The organism is Pseudomonas stagnisoli, assembly GCF_048595745.1.
In the GTDB taxonomy this organism is placed as follows: Bacteria; Pseudomonadota; Gammaproteobacteria; order Pseudomonadales; family Pseudomonadaceae; genus Aquipseudomonas; species Aquipseudomonas alcaligenes_A.
The window spans coordinates 1,838,469-1,863,088 of the sequence record NZ_CP184361.1 but is presented as its reverse complement, the minus strand read 5'-3'; the positions used below and the strand labels follow the sequence as shown (position 1 = coordinate 1,863,088).

Here is a 24,620-nt window from a genome sequence, read left to right as displayed (position 1 = left end):
AGATGTGGCTGAACAGATGGGTGCCCCTGGCTTGCATCATCTTGCTGACCGCCTGCGTCTCGCCCCCCACCCCGACTGAACGCCGCGCGCAGGCCGAGGCACTGGCCAGGGAGGCAGAATGGCAGGGACTGGTACTGCACGCTGGAATCTTTCGCCTACAGACCTATGTACCGCGCCGGACAAACGCCAATGAAGCCCTCACGCTTTACCTGGAAGGCGATGGCCTGGCCTGGCTCAACAGCCATCAACCCTCCCTTGATCCTACGCCCGTGGACCCGCTGGCGCTGCGCCTGGCGCTGGCACAACCGAATGGCAACGTCGCCTATCTCGGGCGCCCCTGCCAGTATCTGGGTGCAACGCAGAAGCCTTGCCGGCCAGGCTACTGGACAGAGCAACGATTTGCCGAAGCTGTAGTCGCCAGCCTTGACCAGGCCAGCGATACGCTGAAGGCTCGCTTCGGGGCCCGACGCCTGACGCTGGTGGGCTACTCCGGTGGTGGCACCCTTGCCCTGTTGCTGGCGGCACGCCGCGACGATGTGGAACGGGTCATCACCGTGGCCGGCAATCTCGACCATGCTGCATGGACCCACCTGCACCGCGTTTCCCCCTTGCAGGGCTCGCTCAACCCGGCGAAGTTGCGTGCTTCGTTGGCGCGGGTGCCACAGGTGCACCTGCTGGGCGAGGCGGATCGGGTGACACCTGCAACACTGGCCAGGGATTTCGTTGCCGGTTACCCGCCGGCGCACCGCGCAAGGGTCGAGGTCATCCCGGGCTTCGACCACCACTGCTGCTGGGCGCAGGAGTGGCCAAACCTCTGGCGAGGGATACTCCCCTAGTTGCGGAACTCGATCTGCAACTCCGCCCCCTCGACCGAATCCCAGTAGTCATCTACCCGGTCGTTGGTGATCAGCCGGCCATTGAGCTGATAGGGACTGGGCTCGGCCGGTTTCTCCACGAACAGCGGCGGCAACAAAGGCTCGCGCTCGGTCAGCTCCAATGGAGCCCCCAGTTCCAGGCGCTGCACCAACTCGTCCGGCAGGCGCAGATCGAGCGCGGCCGGCGACAGAGGCTCGACCTTGGGTGCGGGCTTCTGGGCAGGCTTGGGCAACACGCGGGCTTCGACCGGCGCCTTGTCCGGCGGCGCGGCACGGACTCGGGGTTCCTGTCGGGGTGCCTCGGGCGGTTGCTCCGGCTTGGCCTCGACGGTGCGCTCCACCTCGGCTGGCGGAGCGGGCACCTTGGGTTGCTCCACGGCAGGAGCGGCGGGTTCTGGCGCCGGGGTCGGCTTGGGCGGCGCCGGCGCCTGGTCACAGGCCGCCAGCAGGGTGACGACCAGGCCCAGGGCCATCGGGCGAATAAGGTTCATGATCAGCAGGTTTGCCTGAAGAATGCCTCCATGCTCGCCCCAGACCCGCGATCTGGCAAGCCGCAGGCTTTACCTCATGTTGCACCAGGCCTGCAGATGCCGGCGATCCAGGCCCTGCCACTGTTCGCCACGCGCCAGTTCCGCAGCCGGCAGCCAGAGCTCGCCACAGGGCTGCAGCGCGACCGCGGGCAGCGCCAGCAGCGCCCCCAGCGGTTGGCGACAAGCCTGCCATTCGGAAGCGGAATCTTCGTGCTCCCAGTCGGTGGGCAGGACCCGCCATTCGAGACCGTGGGCGTCGAAGCGCAGGAAATGCGGCATGCAGCCGAGGTGTTGCTCACCCTGGCGCAGCGTGCGCGCCTGTAGGTCGAGCAGCAGCAGGTGCCAGCGGTCGCTGTCGGCACTCTCGACTGCCTGCAGGCGGGGTACATGGCGGGTCAGCACCAGGTAGCGACCATCTTCCGACCAGATCATCGCGGGGCCGACATCGGCCAGGCCCATCCCCGAAGCAGTGAGCAGACAGCCGTCACCGCGCGGGTGGCGCTCACGCGGATAGCCGTCGCGATACTCGCTCTGCGCCCCGAACAGCCAGGCGGCATCCCGCCCTCCCGGGGCCGGCAGGATGAAGTCGCCGTCGGCATTGGCCACCTGCGGACACTCCACCAGGCGCCAGCCCGGTAGCGCCTGCAGACCGTCCGCAGCGACGCGCAGCGCGAGGCTGCGCAGATACAGCCGCGAGTGTTCGTCTCGCTCGACGAAGCCTGCCGCCTGTTCGGCTGCCGGCGCTGCCTGGTCGTAACGATGCAGGGCCGTGTCCCGCTCCTCACGCCCCAGCCGCCCCACAATGCAGGCCAGGCTCAACACGCCCGCACGGAAACCCAGCAATCCGGCGATCAGCGGGCGCTGCGCGAACTCCAGCAGGGTACGCCGCTGCAGATCCGCGACGCAGAGCCTGTGCGGCACCGCCGGCGCCTCGGCAAACGCGATCAAGGCCAGGTAGCGGCCGCAGTCGGACACCCGATGATCGAGCAGCCATTCACCCTCCAGCTGCCAGTCGCCGATCCGACAGACATAGGCGCCCAGGCGACCCTCGCGGCTGTCGCGGCGCCACTCGAAGCGCGGCGACTCGCCGCCCGTCATCGCCTCGCCGAGCACAGCGCCCTCGCCACGCACGCCCTTGGCCTCCAGCGGCAGGACGCGGGTCAACCCGGCGCCCTGCTGTTCACCGAGCAGGAGGCGTCCTTCTGGGTCATGACCAATGAGGGTTTCTACTTCACCATAGTAATGCTGCAGCTGGTAACCGAAGCCCAGGTGGTCGAGCTGCGCCGTCGCCAGGCGCCCCTGCAGATGCAGCTCCGTCTGGCGCAGCGCGCAGGGTTCATCCCAGAGCAGCCCCGGTTCCGCCTCGGCGGCCACCCAGGGCTCGGGCAACTCGCGCCAACCCTGCCCGGCCTGCCAGAGCCAGAGTGTCTTCGGCCAGGCGCGGCCGATACGGCAGACCAGGGCCTGGCCGTCGTCGCGCCACAGCGGCAGCTCGTCAGCCGCCAGCAGCAGGTCGCTGGGTTCGCCATCGATCTCCAGACGCAGCGCCGGGTAGCGCAGCGGCTGCAGCGGGTCCTCCAGCTCGCGCAGGGTTTCCGGCAGGTACGGCACACCACGCAGGCGATGCGCAGCGGCCGGCGCGGGGAAATCGCGCCCGCCCAGCTCCACCAACCAGCCCGGCTCCAGCCACAGGTCACGCACGGCCACCAGGTCGACGCCCTCGCTCTGCGCCAGCAGCTCGGCCAGCGGCATGCGATAACCCTGGTTACCCACCAGCGGGCTGTACCGACCGCCGATAGCCTCGTCGCTGAACTCGTCGATCTCCCAGAATTCGTCGATCTCGGCATTGCGATAAACACGCCGCTGCTGGCGGTCGAGAATCAACAGGCCCCAGCGCCCGCGGCTTGGCAGCGGTGCGGCGAAGTAGCGGCCGCTGGCGGAAAAGCGTACCGAGGCACCGAGGCCCTCCAGCAGCACGCCATCGGGGAACAGGTAGCTGCCGTAGGTCGGCCCGCCCATGGCGATCTCGCCCCAGGCGAAGGTGCGGATGGTCTCGCCTTCCGGCGTCTGCAGATCACCACCGCCCCAGGCGCTGGAGCCGTTCGAGGTGGCGATTTCGGCTATTTGCGGCTTGGCCTTGGCCAGGCCGAGACGCTTCTCGTAGCCGGCCACCAGCGCCAGGCCGACCAACAGCAGCAGCGCGCAAAGCGGCACCGCCCACCAGGCCGACAGCCAGGCGAACAGAGAGAAGCTCAGACCGATCACCGCAGCGGTCAGCAGCCAGCTCAGGACCGCAGCCACGCGGCGCCAGCCCAGTCGAGCGCACAGCCCTGTGAGCAGCGCGAACGTGGCCACCAGAGCCAGCGCCGCCCAGGGCGCGAGCATGGCCACGGCGACAATGGGCAGCACCAGCTTGACCAGCTCCCAGAGCAGCTTGATCACAAGCTTGCCCAGCGACTCTGCGGCTTCTTCCGGGGTTTCCATATTGGCCATGGCGCGGCTCCCTGCGCGGTTGAGGGCAGCATTCTACCGCTCTGCCCGATGCCTAGCGGGAACTCGCCGGCTTTTCTGCTTCGCGTTGCAGGCGCGTCAGCTCTGAGTCCAGGTCAAGCTGCGGGAATTCCTGCTTCAGCGCGGCCAGCAGCCTGTCCGCCTCGGCCTGTTTACCCTCGCGCCGCAGCTGCAGCACAGTGCGTAGGCGCTGCTCCAGTGGCGGCGCCTCAGGCACGGCGGAATGCCCCAGGGTTTCGGCCAGCTGGTCCTCGTTAAGTGTCTCTTGCAGCACCTTGGGCGATGCATCTGCCAGGGGCTTTTCTAGAGCCTCACTGCTTCTGGCTGCGGCCTGGGCCTTCTGCTTGAGCATGGCAGTCGGCTGGGCCTGATCACGAGCCACATCGGTCTCGACCGGCGCTACGGAATCAGCCAGCGCCCCAGCAGGCGCTGCGACCTGCGGCGTGGGCGGTGCTATCGGTCTTGGCGCGGCGTTGGCCGCCGGCGAGACGGCAAAAGAAGTCGAGCCTGCGCTCGAGCGCTGCGCCTGCTCGGCCTTCTTATACTCAGGCTCGGCGCTCTGCTTGCGCGCTTCCATGACCGGAGCCATTTCCTGCAGTGCCGGCGCCGGCGCGTCGTAGGTTTGCGGCAACTGATCGCGGGTATGCAGCGCCAGGTTGAGACCGATACCGACGACGGCCAGACCCGCCACGGCCACCGACCAGCGGGTACGGCTACCGACGCCGAACAACCAGGCATGCAGGCGCTGGACAGGATTCGGCCGGGGTGCCGGCGGGCTCACGGCCTGGCGCGCGGCATCGAGGATCAGCGCATCCACGGCGGCGGAAGGCTCGCCCTGGCTGTGCTGGCGGAAATGCTCCAGCAGCTCGCGCTCCTGCTGCAGATCGTGGGGTTGTTGGCTCATGCGGATACCTCCTCGGCCGAAGCCGGATCGGCCAGCAGCCGACGCAACTTATTCAACGCATAACGCAGGCGGCTCTTCACGGTTTCCGCCGGGGTTCGGGTCAGTTCGGCGATCTCCGCCAGCTCCAGGTCGCCATGGGCGCGCAGGAGGAACACCTCGCGCTGCTCCTCGGGCAGGTCGGCCAGCGCCGCCTGCAGACGCTCCTGGTCGCGGCTGAGCAGCAACTGCTGCTCGGGGCCAGGGCCCGGGTCGGCGCTGGCGTGCTGCGCCTCATCGTATTCAGCGAGCTTTCCCTGGTGGCGACCGCTCTTGCGCCAGTGGTCGATCAGGCGATTGCGCGCAATCTGGTACAGCCAGGTCTTGAACAGCACCGCCTCGCGCTGCTCGCTGGCGCTGCGGATCAGGCTCATCCAGGTGTCCTGGAACACCTCCTCGGCCAGCGCATGGTCGCCACACAAACCGAGGAGGAAACGGAACAAGCCAAGGCGGTGGCGCTCATAGAGTTGCGTGAACGCGGCCGCCTCGCCGTTGCGATAACGCCGCAGCAGCGCGGCGTCATCGTCCATCAGTGGTGAGTTCAATTAGTCGGCCCTGACTTGAACGTTTTGCGGAGTTTGCAGGCTCTGCGCCAATTCGACCAGCTGCACGAATTCGCCACGCAGGCCGAACGGGTCTTCGCCCTTGGCGCCGCGCGCCAGCCTGGCGCTGTCGGCCAGGGAGAAGTCGCCGGTGTACTTGGCATCCCTGAGTTGCTGGGCGAAGGCGGCCACCGCCGCGGCGAAGCGCAGGTCCTCGCTGGCCTGGTTGATCGGCGTCGCTTCGCCCCTGGCAATCGGCCGCTCGACCAGCTGGCTGGCGCCGCCCTCTGGCGCCTTGTAGCGCAGGCGCAGCCAGGCGATCTCGCCGGCCTTGCCCGGTTTTTCATTGGCCTGGGCATAGCGCAGCGGCTCCAGCCAGCCCTTGGCGCCCACCGGCACCACTTCGTAGAGGGCCGTGACCGTATGCCCGGCACCGATCTCGCCGGCGTCGACCTTGTCGTTGCTGAAGTCCTCGCGCTTCAGCGCACGATTCTCGTAGCCCAGCAGGCGGTATTCGCTGACCTCGGCCGGGTTGAACTCGACCTGGATCTTCACGTCCTTGGCCACCACGGCCAGGGTCGAGCTGAGCTGGTCGACCAGCACCTTGCGCGCCTCACGCAGGTTGTCGATGTAGGCGTAGTTGCCGTCGCCGGCGTCGGCCAATTGCTCCATCAGCTGCTCGTTGTAGTTGTCGGTACCGAAGCCGAGAGTGGTCAGCGACACACCGGTCTTGCGCTTGTCGGCCGCCAGCTGCTTGAGCGTCTCGAAGTCGCTGATGCCGACATTGAAGTCGCCATCGGTGGCCAGCAGGATACGGTTGATGCCGCCCTTGAGCAGGCCCTTCTGCGCTTCCTGATAGGCCAGTTGGATACCCGACTCGCCGGCGGTGGAGCCGCCCGCGCTGAGCTGGTCGATGGCAGTGCGAATCTTGGCCTTCTCGCTACCGGCGGTGGACTCCAGCACCACGCTGGCGTTGCCGGCATAGGTAACCAGGGCTACGCGGTCCTGCGGGCGCAACTGGTCGACCAGTAGCTTGAGCGTGCTCTGCACCATCGGCAGGCCCTCGCGGCGGTCCATGGAGCCCGATACATCGACCAGGAACACCAGGTTGGCCGGCGGCAGCGCGCCAGCACTCAGCTCAGTGGCCTTGATCGCCACCCGCAGCAGGCGGGTCTCGGGGTTCCACGGCGTGGTCGCCAGCTCGGTGGCGACGCTGAACGGCACGTCGCCCTCGGGCTTGGGATAGGCGTAGGGGAAGTAGTTGACCAGCTCCTCCAGGCGCACGGCATCCTTGGGCGGCAGGCTGCCGTCATTGAGGAAGCGCCGCACGTTGGCGTAGGCGCCGGTGTCGACGTCGATGCTGAAGGTCGATACCGGCTGCTGGGCCACGGCCTGCACCGGGCTGCTCTCGATCTTCTGGTACTGCTCGCGGTAGACGTCCTGGTAGCCGAAGGCAGCATTGTCGGCCAGCGGCGCCGCCGGGGCGATCATCGGCATAAGCTGTGGCACAGCCTTGCGGGCTTCCATCGATCCCGCCGCGACCGAGGGTTGAGCGTAGGATGCGTTGGCATCCAGCTCCTCGCGGAGCACTTCCTGCCGGGCAGGCTGCTCGGCCACCTTGGGCCCGGCAGACTCATCGTTGGAGGCGCTGCAGGCCGCCAGGCCCAGCACCAGGGTAGCGCCGAAACTGGCGAGTAGGGGTTGGGGGACGATGCTGGACATGCTGGGGTCTCCTCGGGCGAAAAATCCATTCGCCCGGGTAGACGCTGCGCCATGCCGATACGGGTTAAGCGGTTTGCGAAACTTCTTCTGCGGCGCGTCGGTGAAACTCGCGGAAGCTGATCATACGCCCGGCCACCGGGTCCCAGAGCTTGAGGCTGAGGCAACGCCAGATATCACGCGGGTTTAAGGTGGTGACTGTCGGCTCGCGCAACGCCGGGATCGCCGCCATCGCCTCGGGCAGGCGATAGAAGGGAATCGACGAGTTGGCATGGTGCACGTGGTGGTAGCCGATGTTGGCGGTGAACCAGGCCATGACCGGCCCGGTACGCATGTAGCTGGATGAGTAGATCGCGGTCTCCACGTAGTCCCAGTCCTCACCCTGCGGGTAACGCGCGCCGGGGAAGTTGTGCTGGCAGTAGAACATGTACACACCCAGCGCCGAACCAACCAGGATGGGTATCAGCAGCAGATATAGCAGCAGGTCGGGGGCGAAGTAGGACAACAGCAGTACTGTCGTCAGGTTCAGCGACAACGCCAGCAACGACCAACCGCGGTGGCGGGGCTGGGTGACCAGCGAAACCAGGCAGATGCTGAACACGAAGATGGTCTGCGAGCCGAGCAGGATCATCAACGGGTGACGCGCGATGCGGTAGCGCAGGCGCTTCCAGGTGCTGGCGCGGGCATATTCTTCGGTGGAGATCAGCGGAAAAGTGCCCAGATCGGTGTGGGTGGACAGCAGCGGCAGGCGCCCCTGCTCAGCGCCGACGTATTGGCAGCTGTGGCCGTGGTGGTATTCGTGGGACTGCTTCCACAGGGTGGGCGGCGCCAGCAGCATCAGGCCGTAGGCCTTGAAGAACAGGTCGGCGAAGCGCGAGCCGCGCAGGATCGCGCCGTGCATGTAGTCATGGAACAGCACGAACATGCGCACCAGCGCCAGGCCCAGCAGCACGCTGAACACCAGGCGCAGCGGCCACCACAGCGGCGTGGCGGCGCCAATGCCGAACAGAGCGAGCGCCGCGAAGCTGGTCCAGAAGTGCCACCAGCTGCGGCGCCGGTCCTCGACCGTGAAGGGCAGCGTCTGGCGGATCAGCTCCTTGCCGAAGCGCGCCAGCTCCTCGCGGCTCAGCGCGTCGGTGGGCCAGGGAACGGCGGCGGCCGCCGCGGAATCGCGTTGCCGCAGGGGCTCGTGGACCGTCATCGCGCCCTCCTCGCTCAGGCCAGCGTCGGCGCGGCGGCCTGCAGCTGCAGGAACAGTTCGGGGCGCCGCTGCTTCCACGGTTGCGCCTGTTCGAGCTGGCCGGCCAGACGCAGCAGCAGCGCCTCGCCACCGAACTCGGCGCTGAGCATCAGGCCGATTGGCAGGCCCGCGGCATTCCAGTGCAGCGGCAGGGAAATGGCCGGCTGCCCGGAGGCGTTGTGGATGGCGGTGAAGGGGCTGTAATCCAGCAGCGGCGCGTAGGCCTTGTCCAGGTCACCCTCCTGAACGTCGACCACGCCGTTACGCAGCGGCGGCGTCGCCAGGGTCGGGGTCAGCCAGCAGTCGTATGTCTGATGGAAGCGCGCCATCTCACGACCGATCTGCTGCAGCACCAACTCGGACAGCTGGTATTCGACAGCGCTGACGGCGCGGCCACGCTGCTGCACGGCACGGGTCAGGCCCTCCAGCTCGCCCTCCTGCGGCGGCCGGCCGAGCTGCAGGGTCATCAGCTCCACGGCGAAGGCGATGCCGGAATACCACAGAGTAGTGAAGGCACCGACGAAGCTCTCGGCCTCGATCTGCGGCTGTGCCTCTTCGACCGTATGACCGAGCGACTCGAGCAGCCTGGCAGTGCTCTCCACCGCCTCGATGCAGTCAGGGTGCAGCGGCCGGCCGGCCGGATCAATGCGGGAGAAAGCGATGCGCAGACGCCCTGGCGCGCGGCCTAACTCGTCGAGAAAGGCACCGTTCATCGGCGGCGCACGGTAGGGATCGCCCGGCACTGCGCCATGGGTTGCGTCCAGCAGAGCCGCGCTGTCACGCACGGTGCGGGTCAGCACATGCTCATCGAGCAGGCCGCTGAGCAGCTCGCCGAAATCCGGGGCCAGCGAGTTGCGCGCCCGAGTCGGCTTGAGTCCTACCAGGCCGCAGCAGGAGGCAGGAATACGGATTGAGCCGCCACCATCATTGCCATGAGCCGCCGGCACCATACCGCAGGCCACCGCGGCCGCGGCGCCACCGCTGGAGCCTCCGGTCGAGTGGTCGAGGTTCCAGGGGTTACGCGCCGGGCCGTAGAACGCACCTTCGGTGGTCGGCAGGATGCCGAACTCCGGGGTGTTCGACTTGCCGATGAAGTTGAGCCCTGCCTGGCGCCAACGGCTGACCAATTCGCAGTCCTGCGCCATTACACGCCCGCGCAGCATGCGCGACGACAGTGCCGAGGGCATGCCCTGGCAGTCACCGAGGATGTCCTTGAGCAGGAACGGCACGCCATGCAGCGGGCCGCTCAGCGCGCTCTTGTCCTGCTGGGCCGCCACCGCCCGGGCGCTGTCGTAAGCCTTGTAGACCACCGCGTTGACTGCGGGATTGAAAGCTTCGATGCGGCGTATCGATTCCTCTACCAGTTCGGAGGGCTGCACCTCACGCTTCCTGACCAGTTCGGCAAGACCGAGGGCATCGAATTCCGAATATTCGGCAAAGGACATATCACTCTCCTGACTTCTGTTAATTAAATTAAACAGAAACTTAAAAATATCGCACAGCCGCACAACTTGATGCGCAGTGCTTAAGCGAAGCGACGCAATGAAATAGCGCTACCTGCGACGCAACATCGCGAAATACAAAACCTGACAGTTCAAGAATAAGAGCACTAAAAGTGCTAAGGTCCTGCGGAAATTGAACTCGTCGACATATCAGCCCGCCTGTCGAATATGCGGCAGGCAGAGAGATGGCAGATATACGCCGTTTGGAGTATTCCCTTCGGATAGCCGCTTCAACAGGATGAATGTACAAAGCCATCTATTCAGACGGCCTGGGGAAGATCGTAATAATGGTCAGAGAAGATCGATATAAATGATCAGGAAAGTTAGCAAATGATCCAGAAAGAGCATCAACAGGAAGGTTCTTACGCCAACTTTGCCGAGAGCCTTCAACGCCACGCGCGGACAATCCCCGACCGAATCGCCTACCGTTTTCTACAGGACGGGCGTGACAGCGAAGTCACCATCACCTTCGCCGAACTGGATCTCGCCGCCCGTGCCGCAGCGGCCACGCTGCAGCGCTACTGCATCCCCGGCGACCGCGTGCTGATCCTGCTCAAGCCGGGCCTGGACTACGTCACCGGCTTTCTCAGCTGCCTCTATGCCGGCCTGATCGCGGTGCCGGCCTATCCTCCTGGGGCCACCAAAACCCTCGATCGCCTGGACGGCATCCTCGGCGACTGCAACCCGGCAGCAGCGCTGACCACCCGTGAAGACACCGAGGCCATCCGCACAAGGCTTGCCGAGACGGCACCGGCGACGCAGGTACTGGACATCACCCAGCTTGAGACGACGGCTGGCGACTGGCGCCCCGTCGCGGTCGCCCGCGCCGACGCGGCCTTCCTGCAGTACACCTCAGGCTCCACCGGCACGCCCAAGGGCGTGGTGGTGACCCACGGCAACCTGATCCATAACTCGCAGAGCATTCACGAGAACTTCTCGACCCATCAGGGCAGCCACAACATCAGCTGGCTACCGCCCTATCACGACATGGGCCTGATTGGCGGCATCCTGCAGTCGGTCTACGTCGGCTATCCCTGCACACTGATGGCGCCGATCCACTTCCTGCAGCGACCGCTGCGCTGGCTGCAAGCTATCAGCAAGTACCGCGGCACCATCAGCGGCGGCCCCAACTTCGCCTACGAGCTGTGCATCAAGAAGATCAAGGAAGAGGAGCTGGAAAATCTCGACCTGAGCGGCTGGGAAATCGCCTTCAACGGCGCCGAGCATGTGCGCGCGCAGACACTGGAGTCGTTCCACAACAAGTTCTCCCGCTGCGGTTTCAGGAGTGGTGCCGCGTTCCCCTGCTACGGACTGGCCGAGGGCACCCTGCTGGTGACCTGCGACCGCGCCGCCCGCGAGCCGGTGATCCGCCACTTCCACGCGCCACTGCTGGAGGACAACCGCGCCGAACCAGTACCCAGCGCCTTCGTCCTGGAGTCACCGGAGGTGCGGGTACGCACCCTGGTCAGCAGCGGCCGTGGTATTCCCGGCCACGAGCCCTTCATCAGCGACCCGCGGACCGGTGAACGTCTGCCCGAGGGCAGGGTCGGCGAGATCTGCGTGGTCGGCGACAGCGTCGCCAACGGCTACTGGCGGCGCCCGGACATCACTGCCGAGGCCTTCTGCCCGGCACGCCCGGAACAAACCCAACACGCCAGTTTCTTCCACAGCGGCGACCTCGGTTTCCTACTCGACGGCGAGCTGTACGTGACGGGCCGACTGAAGGACCTGATCATCCTCAACGGCGTCAACCACCATCCCGGCGACATCGAGAGCTCGGTGTTCCGCGCCGACGAGAGTTTCCGCCCGGACGGCTCCGCAGCATTCAGCGTCGAGCTGGCCGACAGCGAGCAACTGGTGGTCGCCCAGGAAGTGGAGCGGCGCTCTGTCAGGCAGCTCGACGTGGCACGCGTCCTGGCCGACATCAAGGCCGAGCTGTGGCATCAACATCGGGTGGCGCAACCCGTGATACTGCTGGTGTTCGGCGGCACCCTGCCGCGCACCTCCAGCGGCAAGGTCAGGCGGCAGGAGTGCCGGCGCCTGTTCGAACCACTGATCCGCACGCTGCATGAGGAGCTGCCGGCGGACGACATCGAGGTGAGCAGGAAAGTGGTGGTCGCCGAACTCGGCGGTCGCGTGCTGCTCGACGCCACCCTCAGCAACCAGACCCTGGAAGCATGAGCTTCCTGTCGGGCAGCGCCCTGCAAAGAGCCCCAGCTACCAGCCGGCTCCCACCCACGCTGGGGGCGCCTCTGGCGGCACTGTTTGGCGGCGAGCGCCGCGCGCTGCCGTTACTACCAATGCTGCCGGAAGCCGACCAGGAACGCCTGAGCCTAGTGCGGATGCTGACCGCCATCGCCTCGGCGCGCACGGTCGATGACCTCAAGCTGCGCGCCCAGCAGGCGCTGGCCCAGTACCTGCCGTGCCAGCACTTCGTTTTCGCCAGTGGCAAGCTCAGGGCGCACAGGGCTTTCGTACACAACCTGATCCACACGCAAGCCATGCCGGAGGACTGCCTGCGCGAGATCGTCGGCAACGACGGCATGGTGCCGCCCCTGGACATTGACCTGGCCGAACACTACGGACGCCCCAAGTTCACCACCACCAGCGGGCTGAAAACCCCGACCGAATGCGTCTGGGCCGACATCTTCCATCGCCACGGCATCGCCAATGTGGCCTGGATGGTGCTGCCCGGACCGCAACGCAACACCTACACCGGCTACTTCTTCGTCAATACCTCGACTGACATCAGCCACGAGAACAAGCTACGCATGACCGTACTGGCGCCCTACCTGCACATTGCCCTGAACCGGGTGCGGGGCGCCAAGCAGAGCGACAAGGTCACGCCGCAGCCATCCGCCCTGCTGTCGAGCCGGGAAACCGAGATCGCCCGCTGGGTGGCACGCGGCAAGACCAACTGGGAGATCGGCCAGATCCTCGGCATCAGCGACAAGACGGTGAAGACCCACATGCAGAACATCCTCAGCAAACTGCACGCCTCAAGTCGCGCGCAGATCGCCGCCTTATTCTGCGACGATTAACAGATATCTCCTTCTCATAATTAGTGGGACGACCGTTTTGCACTGCCGTCCCATGTTGCCGTGCGCCCGGGATATTTCAGGGTAGTTATAAATTGATGAATGCTACACCGCTAACCGAGCGCCATTACTCCGACTGGAGTATTGAGCGCAAAGCACCCTCCACCGAACATCGCAACTCCAAGTGATATCCCACAAGGAAGCACTTGTCCTCGAGAGTAAGTCCGCACAACAGCATAAGAACAATTCATCGCCCCGCGGCTTTTACTCCGCCGCGCTTAACAAGCCTGAAACCTTATTCCACATCGTGGCGATATGGATCTTTATATGGACAGGGAATTTGTGGAGGACACGTGCACATCGACGAAATAACCGCCTCCGTCACGGCGACCGTGGCCGGCCTGCTGGAAGTCGACTTGAATGCTCTCGACCTGGAACGATCGTTCCATGAGATGGGCGTCGACTCGGTGCTCATCGTCGGCCTTTCCGCCGAGTTCGAAGACCTCTTCGGCATCTCGCTGGACCCTGAGTTCGCCTATCAGCACGACAGTGTGCGCAAGATCAGCGAGCACCTGCATTCCGTCATCACCGCGAGTGCGAGGTAAGCCGCCATGACTCTTTCCCTAATCAACAGAACGCGCCAGGAACTGCTCGACTTCGCGGGGCTCGACGAGACGGTGGTCAGCGCCAGCGGCACCCGTATCACCACCGAAAGCGGCCACACGCTGATCGATTTCGTCGGCCAGTTCGGTGCTGTGCCCTTCGGCTATGGTGCCCCGCAGATCCGCGAGGCAGCCGTGGCTTTCCTCGACTCCGGCCTCCCCTCATTCATCCAGCCCCTGGGCAACCCTGTGGCCGAGCGGCTGGCGGCGCGCCTGATCGAACTTGCTCCCGGCCGGATGGCCAGGGTCAGCTTTGCCACCAGCGGAGCCGAGACGGTGGAGGCCGCCATCAAACTGGCCCGTGCCGCCACCAACCGCGAGCTGATCGTCGGCACCAACACGGGCTTCCACGGCAAGACCCAGGGCGCAGTAGGCGTGACCGGCAAGCCGATCTACCGCGAGCCCTTCCATATCCGCTCCAGCGGCTTCGCCCACGTCGCCTATGGCGACCTGGCCGCCCTCGAGACGGTGCTGCGCGAGCACAAGGCCGCCGCCTTCTTCGTCGAGGCGGTGCAAGGCGAAGCTGGCATGATCACTGCGCCCGCCGGTTACCTGCTGACCGCCCAGCAGTTGTGCAAACGTTACGGCACGCTGTTCGTGCTGGATGAGATCCAGACCGGCCTGGGCCGCACCGGCCGGCTGTTCGCCGCCGAGGCCGATGGCCTCGAGCCGGACATGCTACTGCTGGCCAAGGCACTGGGCGGCGGCCTGGTGCCGATCGGCGCCTGCATCTACGGTGAGCAGTGCTGGAGCCGCGACTTCGACCGCCACCACAGTTCCACCTTCGGCGTGAACGGCTTCACCGCAGCCATCGGCCTGGCGGCGCTGGAGCACCTGACCGCCAACGAACAGGCCATGGTGCGGCAGGCGGCCGAACGCGGCAACTATCTGCGCAGCCACCTGCAGCGCCTGGTGGAACACTACCCACAGGTGTTCGAGAGCCTTGACGGGCGCGGCCTGATGCTCGGTCTGAAGTTCCGCCGCTGGACCGGCGAGCGCCTCTACACCTTGTCGCTGGCCAGCGCCTTCGGCGCCCTCGTACCAATCGTCTGCGGTTACCTGAAGAGCCGTCACGGCGTGTACTGCCTGCCGACCCTGAACGAAGGCAACGTGCTGCGCATCCAGCCGCCACTGACCATCGAGGAAACCGACATCGACGTGCTGGTGGACGGACTGACCGCCGCCGCCGAACTGATCGCCCACAACCAGCAGCACCGTCTGATCCTCGAGGCCCAGGGCTTCCCCGCCCAGCGCTGGCCGCTGGTCCCCCGGACGCCCATGGAGAGCAGGGCCCGCGGCCAAGAGCGCAGCGGCCGCTGCCTGGGCCGTTTCGCCTTCCTGTTGCATCCCACCACCCAGGAGAGCGTCAACGGCGACAACGTCGTCGATGCTCTTCTCGTCGCTGGAGAGGAGAAGGCCTTCATGCAGGACTGGCTGGCAGAGTTCTCCGACTGGGCCAAGCCAGACCTCGACGCCGGCATTTCCTTCCACGCCCGTCAGGTCTACAACGACCAGGGCGACTACGTGGAGGGCTGGCTGGTCGGCAGCCTGCTGCAGCCGCGCGACCTGATGCGCCTGAGCCTGAGCAAGCGGCGCAAGCTGCTCGACAACTATCTGGATGCGGTGCGCCCGCTGGGCGTCGACTTCGTCGGCCTGGGTGCCTATACCTCGGTGATCTCCAATGCCGGCCTGGACGTAGTCAACGACAGCTTCCATACCACCACCGGCAACAGTCTGACCGCCATGGTCGGCGTCGACGCACTGCTCAGCACCTGCGCCAACCGGGGCGCGCCATTGGCCAAGCGGCTGACCGGGGTGATCGGTGCCTACGGCTCGGTAGGGCGCCTGGCCAGCCTGCGTCTGGGCAAGTTCTCCGAGCATCTGGTGCTGCTCGGCAACTCCGCCAACCAGGGCGCCATGCAAGAACTGCGGTTGGTCGGCGGCGAACTGTATGCAGCGGCCCTGCGCGGTATCCATGGCGGCCACCCGAGTGGCATCGGCAAGTCCCTCACCGCAGTGTTGACCGCGCAGCAGGTGGAGCAACTGCTCGACCGCGACCTGGGCGACGACGCCCAGCTGCGCGAACTGTTCGATGCCGTCGATGCGCGGGTCCGTGAGCACACCGTGCAGCCACCGGTGGTGGTCGCCTCCGACCTCGGCCACTGGCTGCCGAAGCTGGAAGCCGTGCTCTCGGCCACCTCCAACGGCTCGGCTTTCATCGACCCCGCCACCCTGCACCACAACGCGATCATCTGCGATTGCGCGCAGCCACCGGACATCGGCCGCACCTCGCTGCCTCAGCGCCCGGACGTAACCGTCATCGAGGGTGGCCTGATCCACCTGCCCGAACGCGACTACCGATTCGGCAACCAGAACCTCACTGACCTCCCCACCGGCGTGACCTTCAGCTGCCTGGCCGAAACCATGGTGCTCACCATGGCTGGCAAGACGCGTGATTACAGCATCGGCAAGCGCCCACCGCTGGAAGAGGCCGAAGCCATCTTCGAGCTGGCCCTGCACTTTGGCTTCGCGCCCGCCGTCGAGCAGCTGGTCGAGATGGCCGGCTAATCCCCCGAACAACAACGAGATACCTACCATGTCGATGAAACACGCAAGAATCGTCACCGAAGCCCGCCTGCCGGGCCTGATCGGCGCCCTCGAGGCTCGTGGCCGCATGGCGCTGGAGAAAGCAGACCCGAGTGAGCTGTGCGATCTGTTCCGCAGCTACAAGGCAGCCGCCCTGATCATCCCCGAGTCCTACGGTGGCCTCGGCGCCTCTCCGCGCGAGACGGTGGAAATTCTCCGAGCCGTCGGCGCGCTATGCCCGTCGCTGGCGGTGATGATGACCATGCACCACCACACCATTGCCACCATCGTGCAGCTCGGCGGCCTGATCCCGGCCGCCGACGAACTGCTCTACGGCATCGCCCATAACCAGCTGCTGATCGCTTCGGCCTTTGCCGAGGGCAAGGTCGGCGCGGAGATCTTCAACACCAGCGTCAAGGTCACTCCGGTCGAGGGTGGCTACCTGCTGCGTGGCAGCAAGAAGCCCTGCACCATGAGCCACAACATGGACGTGATAGTCGTCGGCGTAGCCCGCGAGAACAGTGACGGCAGCTTCACTCAGGGCTTCGCCGTGGTGTTCAACGACGGCAGCGAGGTCTCCCGCGAGCACTTCTGGAAGACACCGGTGCTGCAGGCCGCCGACAGCAACACCCTGGTGTTCAATGACGTATTCGTGCCCGCCGAGCGCATGCTGCTGGCCGAGGCGGTGGATGATGAGGCGGTGGCCGCCTCGGCCCAGGAAACCTCGCTGTCCGGCTTGTGTTGGTTCCAGCTGATGGTCGGTGGCACCTACCTGGGCGTGGCGTCGGCGCTGGTCGAGCTGCTACTGAAGAAGCGCCATACCGACGACGCCCAGCTAGCCCAACTGGCCATCGAGCTGGAGGGCGCGCAGCAGGCTCTGGTCGGCGCTGCCCGCGAGCTGGAGGAGCAGCGCGCCGCTGACGAGGACAGCTACAGCAAGGCGCTGTGCACTCGCTTCCTGGTCCAGGGCGCGATTGAGCGCTCCACCAATCTGGCGGTGGAGCTGCTGGGCGGCATGGCCTTCATCGCCTCTGACGAGGTTGCCTACCTGCTCGCCGCCTCCCGCGCGATCTGCTTCCACCCGATTTCCCGTGCCGCCGCCACGCCACTGCTGGCGAGCTACCTGCGGGAATCGACCGCGGCCCCGGCGGCCCAAGGCTAGGGCGCACGGACGGACGCGGCGCAACGATCAGCATGACTCAGCAGGAAGCCTGACTTCATGACCACGACGACAGAGACGCTCTATCCGGTACGGCCGGGGAACATCCATCCACTGCTCCACTTCTTCGCCATTCCGTTGTTCGCCTTGCTGCTGGTGTTCAACACCGCCGCCATCAGCGTAATCCTGGCGCTGGCGCTGACGCTGCAGCTGTGCCGCGTGGGCCTCGGGCTGATTCCCGGCATGTCCGCCCTCGGCGGCGCCATCACCGCCGCCTACCACCGCCAGGTGCAACGCTTGGCGAACCGGGTGCTGAAGGATCCACGCGACGAACCCATACTGGCCGGCGCCATCACCCTGGCCCTGACCGCCCTGCCGATCTTCATCGCCCAGCTGATACTGGTGGAGATCTACTGGCCGCTGGTACTGGGCTTCTACGCCTTCGTCTACGGCCCGAACATCCGCGCTTTCGTACGCTCCTTCAGCTGTATGCACCAGGAGGGGCACAAGGTCGGCGGCGTGTTCAAGCGCTCCAGTGTGCTGGAGAAATGGACCGGCAACTCCTTCCTCTACATGTTCTTCGCCATACCCATGGGCCTGACCCCGCATGCGGCAGCGCACCTGCAGCAGCACCATCGGGAAAATGCCGGTCCGCTGGACATCTACGCCACCGCCCGCTACGACCATGCCAACGCCTGGCACTTCATCGTCTACATGGTGCGCGAAGTGATGTACCAGCAGTTCCTGGTCTCGCCCTACCTGTACTTCCGCAGCAAGCGCAGAACGGCACAGATGAACAGCATGATCATCGGCAACCTGCTGCACCTGGCGCTGTTCGCTTTGTTGGCGACCTACAGCCTGCCGATCGCCGTGCTGTACATGCTGGTGCCCTGGTGCGCGAGCAACTTCCTGATGGGCGTCATCCACTGGAGCCAGCATGCCTTCTACGGCGGCCAGCAGGACCCGAAGGACTTCATGTACAACACTGTGACCCTGCTGGAGAAGCCGGTGAACATGCTCAACGAGGGCTACCACGTCTGCCACCACCACTGGGAGAACGTGCACTGGTCCGAGAGCCCGGCCCTGTTCGAACGCATCAAGCCGGAGATGCGGGCGGCCCAGTCCATGGTGTTCCGCGATCTCAGCGTGCTCGACCTGTTCCTCATGCTGATGCTGCGCCGCTTCGGCGCCATGGCCGACAAGCTGGACTGGTGGGAGCCGCTGTCGCGGGAAGAGAAGATTGCCCTGCTCAAGCGCCGGGTCGCTCCCGCCCCGATCGCCGAGCACGAGCTGGCCTACCAGCAGAGCAGCGTCGGGCGCCCCCTGCACTTCCCTACCGCAACCGCAGTGGACGTGAGCGCGCCATGAACAAAGCACTGATCCTCAAAGTGGCCTACATCGAACGGGAAACCGAGGACGCGGTCACCATCCACCTCAAGCAGCCGCTGCTGCGCAAGATCCGCTATACCGCCGGGCAGTACCTGACGCTGGAAGTGGATGTCGATGGCGACGGTGCCAAGGGCTGCCGGGCCTATTCGATCAGCAGCACGCCGGGCCTGGACAAAACCCTGTCGATCACGGTCAAGCGCATCGCCGGCGGCAAGGTCTCCAACCGCCTGGTGCAGCAGCTCGCCGCTGGCGACGCAGTGCATACCCTGGGCGCACATGGCCGCTTCACCTTCGCCCCGCAGCCGGGCAAGCGCCGACACCTCGTGCTGTTCGCCGCCGGCAGCGGCATCACGCCGGTCTTCTCGATCCTCAAGTCGGCCCTGCACTTCGAAGCGGACTCTCGAGTGACGCTGATCTACGGCAACCGCAACCACGACTCGGTGATTTTCCGCGACAAGCTCGAGCAGCTGCAGCGCCTGTTCCGCGAGCGCCTGCAGCTGGTCCACGTGCTGTCTCAACCGGACGTGCCCTGCCAGCACAGCGGTCGCCTGACTCGCGAGCGGGTCATCGAGATCCTCGGCGCGCTGGCCAATCCGCCGGGCTATGCCCTCGAATACTACGCTTGCGGCCCCAGCGGGATGATGGATGAGGTCACCGACGCCCTGCAGACCATGGGCGTAGCGCCGGAAGCGGTGCACATGGAGAGCTTCACGCCGGCCAAAGCCAGCCAGCAACCATTGCAGACCGGCACGCCGAAGCGCGTACAGCTGCTGATGCAGGGTCAGGAGTTCAGCTTCGTCGTGCCCGCCGGCCAGACCATTCTCGAGGCTGCCCTGGCCAGCGGCGTGCAGCCGCCCTTTTCCTGCCGCAGCGGTTTCTGCACCGCGTGCATCTGCACCAAGCTCGCCGGCGAGGTGGAGATGCGCGAGGACCACGGCCTGTCCTCAGCCGAACTGAAGATGGGCCATGCACTGATGTGCATCGGCTATCCGGTAACCGACGACGTGCGCCTGCAGGTCGAGTAACTAACAATCCAGGAAGGTGACCTAGTGGATAGAGATTCGATTCTGGCGGCACAAGACGAGATCCGCCTGGCCAAGCGCGCGGAACTGAAGGTAGATCGTGAGCAGCAGGCGCAGTTGCAGGCCCTGCAGCAGCCAGACCCGGTGCGTTTTCTGCTGTGGTCGGCGCTGCACGTGGCGGTATGGGTAGCCGGCGCCGCCGTCATCCTGTTCGCCGAGCACTGGCTGGCGCAACTGCTCGCCGTGCTGGTGCTAGGCAATCAGATGCACGCCTTCACCATACTGCAGCACGACTGCGGCCACCAGAACGCCTTCCGTTCCGCCACCTGGAACCTCTGGGTGGGCCGCTTCTTCGCCTGGTTCATCGTCTTCCCCTACTCCTCCTTCACCGAGTGCCACAAATACCATCACCGCTATCTGGGCGACGCAGACCGAGACCCGGACGAGTGGAACTACGCCGGCGGGGTCAAGTGGATGTTCCTGCGCATTGCTTTCTTCGTGCCGCGCTTCACCTACTTCTCGCTGGTGCGCTACGGCAGCCAGGTACGCAATCTGGTACTGCGCGAGCTGCTGTTCAACCTGCTGACGATGGTGGCGCTCGGCATCTGGTTCGCCAGCATGGGCATGCTCCTGCAGTTCGTGCTGATCTTCATCGCGCCGGTTCTGTTGCTGGCGCTGCTGATCAACCCGATCTCGCGCGGTTACGAGCACTTCCCGATGGCCACCCTCGACAGCGAGGACGAGCAGCGACTGGACCTGGCAAAGAACACCATCACCATACCCAGCCGCGTGCTCAGTCTGATCTGGGCCAACATCAACTACCACGTCGAGCATCACGTGTACCCCGGCGTGCCGTTCTTCAACCTGCACAAGGTCCACGCTTTGCTGGACAACAAGTCATTTCTGCGCGACCGCTGGTTGCTCGCCCGCCTCTTCGCACGTCACCCGCAAGAGCCCCGCCACGGCGCTGCTCCGGCCGCCGATGCGCACTGAGGAGACAGGCATGGACTGTCTGTTCTGCAGGATCGTCGCCGGCGCCGAGTCCTCTGCCCGGGTCTACGAGGACGAACACTGCTTCGCCTTCATGGACATCCACCCGCTGGGCCAGGGTCACGTACTGCTGATCCCGCGCCAGCACGTGGAGAAGCTCGATCAGCTACCGGCCGCCACTCGCCGCCACCTCTACCAGGTGTTCGACGAGCTGCTTGCGGCCCAACGCCGTGCCGGTTTCGGCATCGAGGGCTCGCACCTGATCGTCAATGATGGCAAGGCCAGCAATCAGCACATACCCCATGCACACCTGCACCTGATTCCGCGCAAGCGCGGCGATGGCCTGGGCTTCGGCTGGCGCATGTTCCTGCACTTCACCGGGCTGTTCGGTCCGCGCACCGCCCAGCCTGTTCTGCAGGTGCAGGCCGAGGCCATCGCCGCGCGAATAGAGCGCCCCGCCGCCCGTCAGCCAAGCGCCGAAGCCGCACTGGAGCAGGTGCCCTGAGTCACCCGATTCTAAGTCACAAGAGAAGAACATGACTGCACAGCTCAATGCGCCGCTGACGGCAGAGAAGGTCTACCGGGTCCTGATCATCGGCGCTGGTTTCTCAGGCATCGGCATGGCAGTGCGCCTCAGACAACGCGGCGAATGCGACTTCGTGGTGTACGAGAAGGAGGCCGGCGTCGGCGGCACCTGGTGGGTCAACCAGTACCCGGGCTGCGCCTGCGATATCCCCTCGCACCTCTATTCGTTCTCCTTCGCCCCCAATCCGGACTGGTCGCGGCGCTTCTCGCCGCAGCCGGAGATCCGCGACTATCTGGCACGCTGTGCAGAGCGCTACGAGCTGATGCCACATATCCGCTTCAACCGCGAGGTGACCTCGCTGCGCTGGCTGGCGGACCGGGCGCTATGGCAGGTCACCGATGGCGAGGGAAGAGTAGTCTTCGCCCGCACAGTGGTTGCCGGCACCGGCGCCCTGTCCACCCCCGACTACCCGGACATCGCCGGCCTGCAGCGCTTCCGCGGACGCATCTTCCACTCGCAGCACTGGGACCATGACTACGACCTGACGGGCAAGCGCATCGGTGTGATCGGCACCGGTGCCTCGGCGATCCAGTTCGTTCCCGAGATACAACCGGTAGCCGGCGCGCTCACGGTATTTCAGCGCACACCGCCGTGGATCATCCCCAAGCCTGACCGCGGTTTCTCGCACCTCGAGCGCGGCCTACTGCGGCGTTTCCCGCGCCTGCAGAAACTGGTCCGCAGCCTCACCTACGCAATCCACGAGACCCGCGCTCTGGGCTTCGCCTTCAATCCGAAACTGATGGCTTTCCACCGTTTCCTGGCACTCAATCTGCTGCGCCGCCAGGTCCGCGACCGGGAGCTGCGCCGGCGCCTGACGCCACGCTATGCCATTGGCTGCAAGCGCATCCTGATTTCCAATAACTACTACCCGGCCATCACCCAGGCCAACGTGCGCCTGGTGACCAGCGGAATCCGCGAGATCACGGAAGACGCAGTGATCACCGAGGACGGCCAGAGTCACGCGCTGGACCTGCTGATCCTCGGTACCGGCTTCAAGGCCAGCGCCCCCTTCCCGCGCGGAATGATCTTCGGCGTCGCCGACCGAGACATCCTCGACGCCTGGAGCCAAGGTCCGGAAGCCTACAAGGGCACCACCGTGGCAGGCTTCCCCAACCTGTTCCTGCTGATGGGACCCAACACCGGTCTCGGCCACAACTCCATCGTCTACATGATCGAGTCGCAGATCACCTACATCCTCGGCGCGCTCGACACCCTGGAAGCCAGCGGGGCCAGCAGCCTGGACATCCGACCGCAGGTCCAGGAGCAGTTCAACGTCGGCCTGCGCGAGCGCATGCAGGGCGCAGTGTGGACCGTCGGTAACTGCCGCAGCTGGTACCGGCATGCCGAAACCGGGCGCAATGTGGTGATCTGGCCGGGCTTCAGCTGGACGTTCCGCCGCGCAACCCGGCGCTTCGACGCCGAGTCCTATCGGCTGACCGAGACCACCGAGTGATTACCCTCAACAGAAGGAGACTGTCATGAGCCCGTCAGGAAAAACGGTGTTCGTTTTCGGCTGCTACCTACTGGCGCTGGGCGCCACGTTGCTGCTGGTGCCGAACCTGCTGCTGGGGCTGTTCGGCTTCCCGCAGACCGAGGAAGTCTGGATACGCATACTCGGGCTGCTGGTGATCTACCTGGGCATCTACTACAGCCTGGCCGGGCGCCGCGACCTGCGCCCCTTCATCGCCGCCACCGTGCCGGTGCGCGCCTCGGTGCTGGCGTTCTTCGTCGCATTCGTCGCCAGCGGCATGGTCTCGCCCATGCTGTTGGTACTCGGTCTGCCCGACCTGCTCGGCGCGGCCTGGACCTGGAAGGCGCTGCGCAACGAGCGCTTCTCGGTGGCGCTCACCGGCAACTGATCGGCCGCGCTACTGCTGGCCGGCGCTCTCCTGGCAGAGCTGCTTGGCCAGGGCACCTAGCGTCATGATCGCGCGCTCGGACTCTCGGTTCCACGGCACGCCACAGGTCAGCCGCAGGCAGTGGTTGAACTGCTCGGTGTTACTGAAGATCAAGCCCGGAGCGATGCTGATGCCCTGCTGCAGCGCACGCACATGCAGCTCCTGGGCGCTGACCTTGCCTGGCAGGCTGACCCAGAGGATGAAGCCGCCATTGGGCCGGGTCATCTGCGTGCCTTCCGGGAAGTGCTGCTGCACCGCCAGCTGATAGGCGGTCATGTTCTTGCGGTACTCCTGGCGGATGTGGCGCAGGTGGCGGTCGTAGCCACCATTCTCCAGGTAGGCGGCCACGCCCATCTGGGTCACGCTGCAGGCCGAATGGGTGCTGAAGGTCTGCAACCGCTCCACCTCTTCCTGGTAGCGTCCGGCGATGATCCAGCCGATACGCACGCCCGGCGACAGGGTCTTGGAAAAGCTCGAGCAGTACACCACCTGGTCGTCGCGGTCATAAGCCTTGAGCGCCTTGCTGCGCCCCGGCTCGAACAGCAGTTCGCCGTAAATGTCGTCCTCGATCACCCGGATGCCGTGATCGGCAGTCAGGCGCAGCAGTTGCTTCTGGCGCTCCTCGGGAATGCTGCCGCCGAGCGGGTTGGACAGCCGCGCAGTGAGCACCAGGGCGCGGATCGGCCACTGGTTGGCGGCCAGCTGCAGGGCCTCCAGACTCAGACCTGTGGTCGGGTCACTGGGGATCTCGATGACTTTCAACCCGAGTACCTCGGCCAGTTGCAGCAGGCCGTAGTAGGTAGGCGACTCGGCGGCGATCAGGTCTCCCGGCTGGGTCATGACCCGCAGGGCCATGTGGATGGCGTCCACGCAGCCGTGGGTGATCACCACCTCGGATGGATCGACCACCACGCCGGCATCGCGCATGCGGATCGCCACCTGGCGCCGCAGCGGCTCGTAGCCGGGGCTGAACATGTAGCTGAAGGCGCGCGGGCTCTGGAAGCGGGTGACCTTGGCCAGCTGCTGGTGCAGCGAGCGCACCGGCAGGTAGTCGACATGCGGCACGGCGGCGCCGAGGGGAAACACCCCTTCCTGGCGCGACTCGGTGAGGACCTGGCTGATGATGCTGCTGCGGGTAACCATGGACGGCCGCTCGACCCGCGCGATGTCCGGGGTCGGCGCGGTCAGACCGGCGGTCTGGTGCACGTAGAAGCCGGACTGCGGGCGGGCGCGGATCAGGCCCATATCCTCGAGGTTGGCATAGGCCTGCAGCACGGTGGCGTGGCTGACACTGAGCTGCGAGCTCATCTTGCGCACCGAGGGCACGCGCTCGCCCGGCTGGTAGACACCGCGACGGATATCCTCGGCCAGCTGCTGGGCGATGCGCTGGTAAAGCAACAAACTGGTCATGAGGAGGCTCCTTTCACTACT

The 24,620-nt window shown here is 65.6% G+C and carries 20 protein-coding genes; 12 read left to right on the top strand and 8 right to left on the bottom strand.

The features are described from left to right. Positions 1 to 2 precede the first annotated feature (2 nt). Complete coding sequence (locus tag ACOAPY_RS09000; protein WP_465156290.1) at positions 3 to 836, top strand: alpha/beta hydrolase; 834 nt, start codon at positions 3 to 5, stop codon at positions 834 to 836. On the opposite strand, the gene ACOAPY_RS08995 is transcribed toward ACOAPY_RS09000, so the two are convergent. From ACOAPY_RS08995 to ACOAPY_RS08965, 7 genes are all read right to left on the bottom strand, one after another. Then, entirely contained in the window at positions 833 to 1,366 is a 534-nt protein-coding gene (locus tag ACOAPY_RS08995) for a hypothetical protein (RefSeq protein ID WP_465156288.1), read from the bottom strand. The genes ACOAPY_RS09000 and ACOAPY_RS08995 overlap by 4 nt on opposite strands. 69 nt (positions 1,367 to 1,435) lie before the next feature. Next, positions 1,436 to 3,898: a hypothetical protein gene (locus tag ACOAPY_RS08990; protein WP_465156286.1), complete on the bottom strand. Its 2,463-nt coding sequence runs from the start codon at positions 3,896 to 3,898 to the stop codon at positions 1,436 to 1,438. A 52-nt stretch (positions 3,899 to 3,950) separates the two neighbouring features. Beyond that, the gene (locus tag ACOAPY_RS08985; protein ID WP_465156284.1) at positions 3,951 to 4,820 is read right to left on the bottom strand and encodes a hypothetical protein; all 870 of its coding nucleotides are present in this window, start codon (positions 4,818 to 4,820) and stop codon (positions 3,951 to 3,953) included. Continuing rightward, positions 4,817 to 5,401 carry an RNA polymerase sigma factor gene (locus ACOAPY_RS08980; protein ID WP_330100440.1) on the bottom strand — a complete coding sequence of 195 codons (585 nt, stop codon included), beginning with the start codon at positions 5,399 to 5,401 and terminating at the stop codon, positions 4,817 to 4,819. The genes ACOAPY_RS08985 and ACOAPY_RS08980 overlap by 4 nt, the downstream gene beginning before the upstream one ends. Continuing rightward, the gene (locus ACOAPY_RS08975; RefSeq protein ID WP_465156282.1) at positions 5,402 to 7,120 is read right to left on the bottom strand and encodes a vWA domain-containing protein; all 1,719 of its coding nucleotides are present in this window, start codon (positions 7,118 to 7,120) and stop codon (positions 5,402 to 5,404) included. A 64-nt stretch (positions 7,121 to 7,184) separates the two neighbouring features. Continuing rightward, a complete protein-coding gene (locus tag ACOAPY_RS08970; RefSeq protein WP_465156279.1) occupies positions 7,185 to 8,318 on the bottom strand; it encodes a fatty acid desaturase family protein in 1,134 nt (377 codons plus the stop codon). 14 nt (positions 8,319 to 8,332) lie between these two features. Further along, entirely contained in the window at positions 8,333 to 9,802 is a 1,470-nt protein-coding gene (locus tag ACOAPY_RS08965) for an amidase (RefSeq protein WP_465156277.1), read from the bottom strand. Between the two features lie 387 nt (positions 9,803 to 10,189). On the opposite strand from ACOAPY_RS08965, the gene ACOAPY_RS08960 reads away from it, so the two are divergent. From ACOAPY_RS08960 to ACOAPY_RS08910, 11 genes are all read left to right on the top strand, one after another. Beyond that, entirely contained in the window at positions 10,190 to 12,040 is a 1,851-nt protein-coding gene (locus tag ACOAPY_RS08960; RefSeq protein ID WP_465156275.1) for a fatty acyl-AMP ligase, read from the top strand. After that, entirely contained in the window at positions 12,037 to 12,900 is an 864-nt protein-coding gene (locus ACOAPY_RS08955; protein WP_465156273.1) for a LuxR C-terminal-related transcriptional regulator, read from the top strand. The genes ACOAPY_RS08960 and ACOAPY_RS08955 overlap by 4 nt, the downstream gene beginning before the upstream one ends. A gap of 350 nt (positions 12,901 to 13,250) precedes the next feature. Next, on the top strand, positions 13,251 to 13,502 hold the full coding sequence (locus ACOAPY_RS08950; RefSeq protein WP_465156271.1) for an acyl carrier protein: 252 nt from the start codon (positions 13,251 to 13,253) through the stop codon (positions 13,500 to 13,502). A 6-nt stretch (positions 13,503 to 13,508) separates the two neighbouring features. Then, positions 13,509 to 16,127, top strand: coding sequence for an aminotransferase class III-fold pyridoxal phosphate-dependent enzyme (locus tag ACOAPY_RS08945; protein WP_465156269.1), 2,619 nt, complete (start codon positions 13,509 to 13,511; stop codon positions 16,125 to 16,127). A 28-nt stretch (positions 16,128 to 16,155) separates the two neighbouring features. Next, a complete protein-coding gene (locus ACOAPY_RS08940; protein WP_465156267.1) occupies positions 16,156 to 17,307 on the top strand; it encodes an acyl-CoA dehydrogenase family protein in 1,152 nt (383 codons plus the stop codon). A gap of 57 nt (positions 17,308 to 17,364) precedes the next feature. Beyond that, complete coding sequence (locus ACOAPY_RS08935; RefSeq protein ID WP_465156265.1) at positions 17,365 to 18,672, top strand: fatty acid desaturase; 1,308 nt, start codon at positions 17,365 to 17,367, stop codon at positions 18,670 to 18,672. Beyond that, entirely contained in the window at positions 18,669 to 19,718 is a 1,050-nt protein-coding gene (locus ACOAPY_RS08930) for a 2Fe-2S iron-sulfur cluster-binding protein (RefSeq protein WP_465156263.1), read from the top strand. The genes ACOAPY_RS08935 and ACOAPY_RS08930 overlap by 4 nt, the downstream gene beginning before the upstream one ends. A gap of 24 nt (positions 19,719 to 19,742) precedes the next feature. Further along, positions 19,743 to 20,708 (top strand): fatty acid desaturase family protein, encoded by a 966-nt coding sequence (locus ACOAPY_RS08925; protein WP_465156261.1) that lies wholly within the window; start codon positions 19,743 to 19,745, stop codon positions 20,706 to 20,708. Between the two features lie 10 nt (positions 20,709 to 20,718). Continuing rightward, positions 20,719 to 21,210: an HIT family protein gene (locus ACOAPY_RS08920; protein WP_465156259.1), complete on the top strand. Its 492-nt coding sequence runs from the start codon at positions 20,719 to 20,721 to the stop codon at positions 21,208 to 21,210. A 31-nt stretch (positions 21,211 to 21,241) separates the two neighbouring features. Further along, positions 21,242 to 22,744 carry a flavin-containing monooxygenase gene (locus ACOAPY_RS08915; RefSeq protein WP_465156257.1) on the top strand — a complete coding sequence of 501 codons (1,503 nt, stop codon included), beginning with the start codon at positions 21,242 to 21,244 and terminating at the stop codon, positions 22,742 to 22,744. Between the two features lie 25 nt (positions 22,745 to 22,769). Then, positions 22,770 to 23,150 carry a hypothetical protein gene (locus ACOAPY_RS08910; protein WP_465156255.1) on the top strand — a complete coding sequence of 127 codons (381 nt, stop codon included), beginning with the start codon at positions 22,770 to 22,772 and terminating at the stop codon, positions 23,148 to 23,150. Positions 23,151 to 23,159: 9 nt separating this feature from the next. Here ACOAPY_RS08910 and ACOAPY_RS08905 read toward each other — a convergent pair whose 3' ends face one another. Then, positions 23,160 to 24,599, bottom strand: a complete 1,440-nt coding sequence (locus ACOAPY_RS08905) for an aminotransferase-like domain-containing protein (protein ID WP_465156253.1) — start codon at positions 24,597 to 24,599, stop codon at positions 23,160 to 23,162. Positions 24,600 to 24,620 lie beyond the last annotated feature (21 nt).

What these genes read in the sequence shown, in the direction of transcription:
- ACOAPY_RS08940 (WP_465156267.1), top strand. Translation starts at nt 16,156, where the DNA reads ATGTCGATGAAACACGCAAGAATCGTCACCGAAGCCCGCCTGCCGGGC.
- ACOAPY_RS08970 (WP_465156279.1), bottom strand. Translation starts at nt 8,318, where the DNA reads ATGACGGTCCACGAGCCCCTGCGGCAACGCGATTCCGCGGCGGCCGCC.
- ACOAPY_RS09000 (WP_465156290.1), top strand. Translation starts at nt 3, where the DNA reads ATGTGGCTGAACAGATGGGTGCCCCTGGCTTGCATCATCTTGCTGACC.
- ACOAPY_RS08955 (WP_465156273.1), top strand. Translation starts at nt 12,037, where the DNA reads ATGAGCTTCCTGTCGGGCAGCGCCCTGCAAAGAGCCCCAGCTACCAGC.
- ACOAPY_RS08995 (WP_465156288.1), bottom strand. Translation starts at nt 1,366, where the DNA reads ATGAACCTTATTCGCCCGATGGCCCTGGGCCTGGTCGTCACCCTGCTG.
- ACOAPY_RS08930 (WP_465156263.1), top strand. Translation starts at nt 18,669, where the DNA reads ATGAACAAAGCACTGATCCTCAAAGTGGCCTACATCGAACGGGAAACC.
- ACOAPY_RS08960 (WP_465156275.1), top strand. Translation starts at nt 10,190, where the DNA reads ATGATCCAGAAAGAGCATCAACAGGAAGGTTCTTACGCCAACTTTGCC.
- ACOAPY_RS08920 (WP_465156259.1), top strand. Translation starts at nt 20,719, where the DNA reads ATGGACTGTCTGTTCTGCAGGATCGTCGCCGGCGCCGAGTCCTCTGCC.
- ACOAPY_RS08990 (WP_465156286.1), bottom strand. Translation starts at nt 3,898, where the DNA reads ATGGCCAATATGGAAACCCCGGAAGAAGCCGCAGAGTCGCTGGGCAAG.
- ACOAPY_RS08935 (WP_465156265.1), top strand. Translation starts at nt 17,365, where the DNA reads ATGACCACGACGACAGAGACGCTCTATCCGGTACGGCCGGGGAACATC.
- ACOAPY_RS08915 (WP_465156257.1), top strand. Translation starts at nt 21,242, where the DNA reads ATGACTGCACAGCTCAATGCGCCGCTGACGGCAGAGAAGGTCTACCGG.
- ACOAPY_RS08910 (WP_465156255.1), top strand. Translation starts at nt 22,770, where the DNA reads ATGAGCCCGTCAGGAAAAACGGTGTTCGTTTTCGGCTGCTACCTACTG.
- ACOAPY_RS08965 (WP_465156277.1), bottom strand. Translation starts at nt 9,802, where the DNA reads ATGTCCTTTGCCGAATATTCGGAATTCGATGCCCTCGGTCTTGCCGAA.
- ACOAPY_RS08905 (WP_465156253.1), bottom strand. Translation starts at nt 24,599, where the DNA reads ATGACCAGTTTGTTGCTTTACCAGCGCATCGCCCAGCAGCTGGCCGAG.
- ACOAPY_RS08985 (WP_465156284.1), bottom strand. Translation starts at nt 4,820, where the DNA reads ATGAGCCAACAACCCCACGATCTGCAGCAGGAGCGCGAGCTGCTGGAG.
- ACOAPY_RS08945 (WP_465156269.1), top strand. Translation starts at nt 13,509, where the DNA reads ATGACTCTTTCCCTAATCAACAGAACGCGCCAGGAACTGCTCGACTTC.
- ACOAPY_RS08975 (WP_465156282.1), bottom strand. Translation starts at nt 7,120, where the DNA reads ATGTCCAGCATCGTCCCCCAACCCCTACTCGCCAGTTTCGGCGCTACC.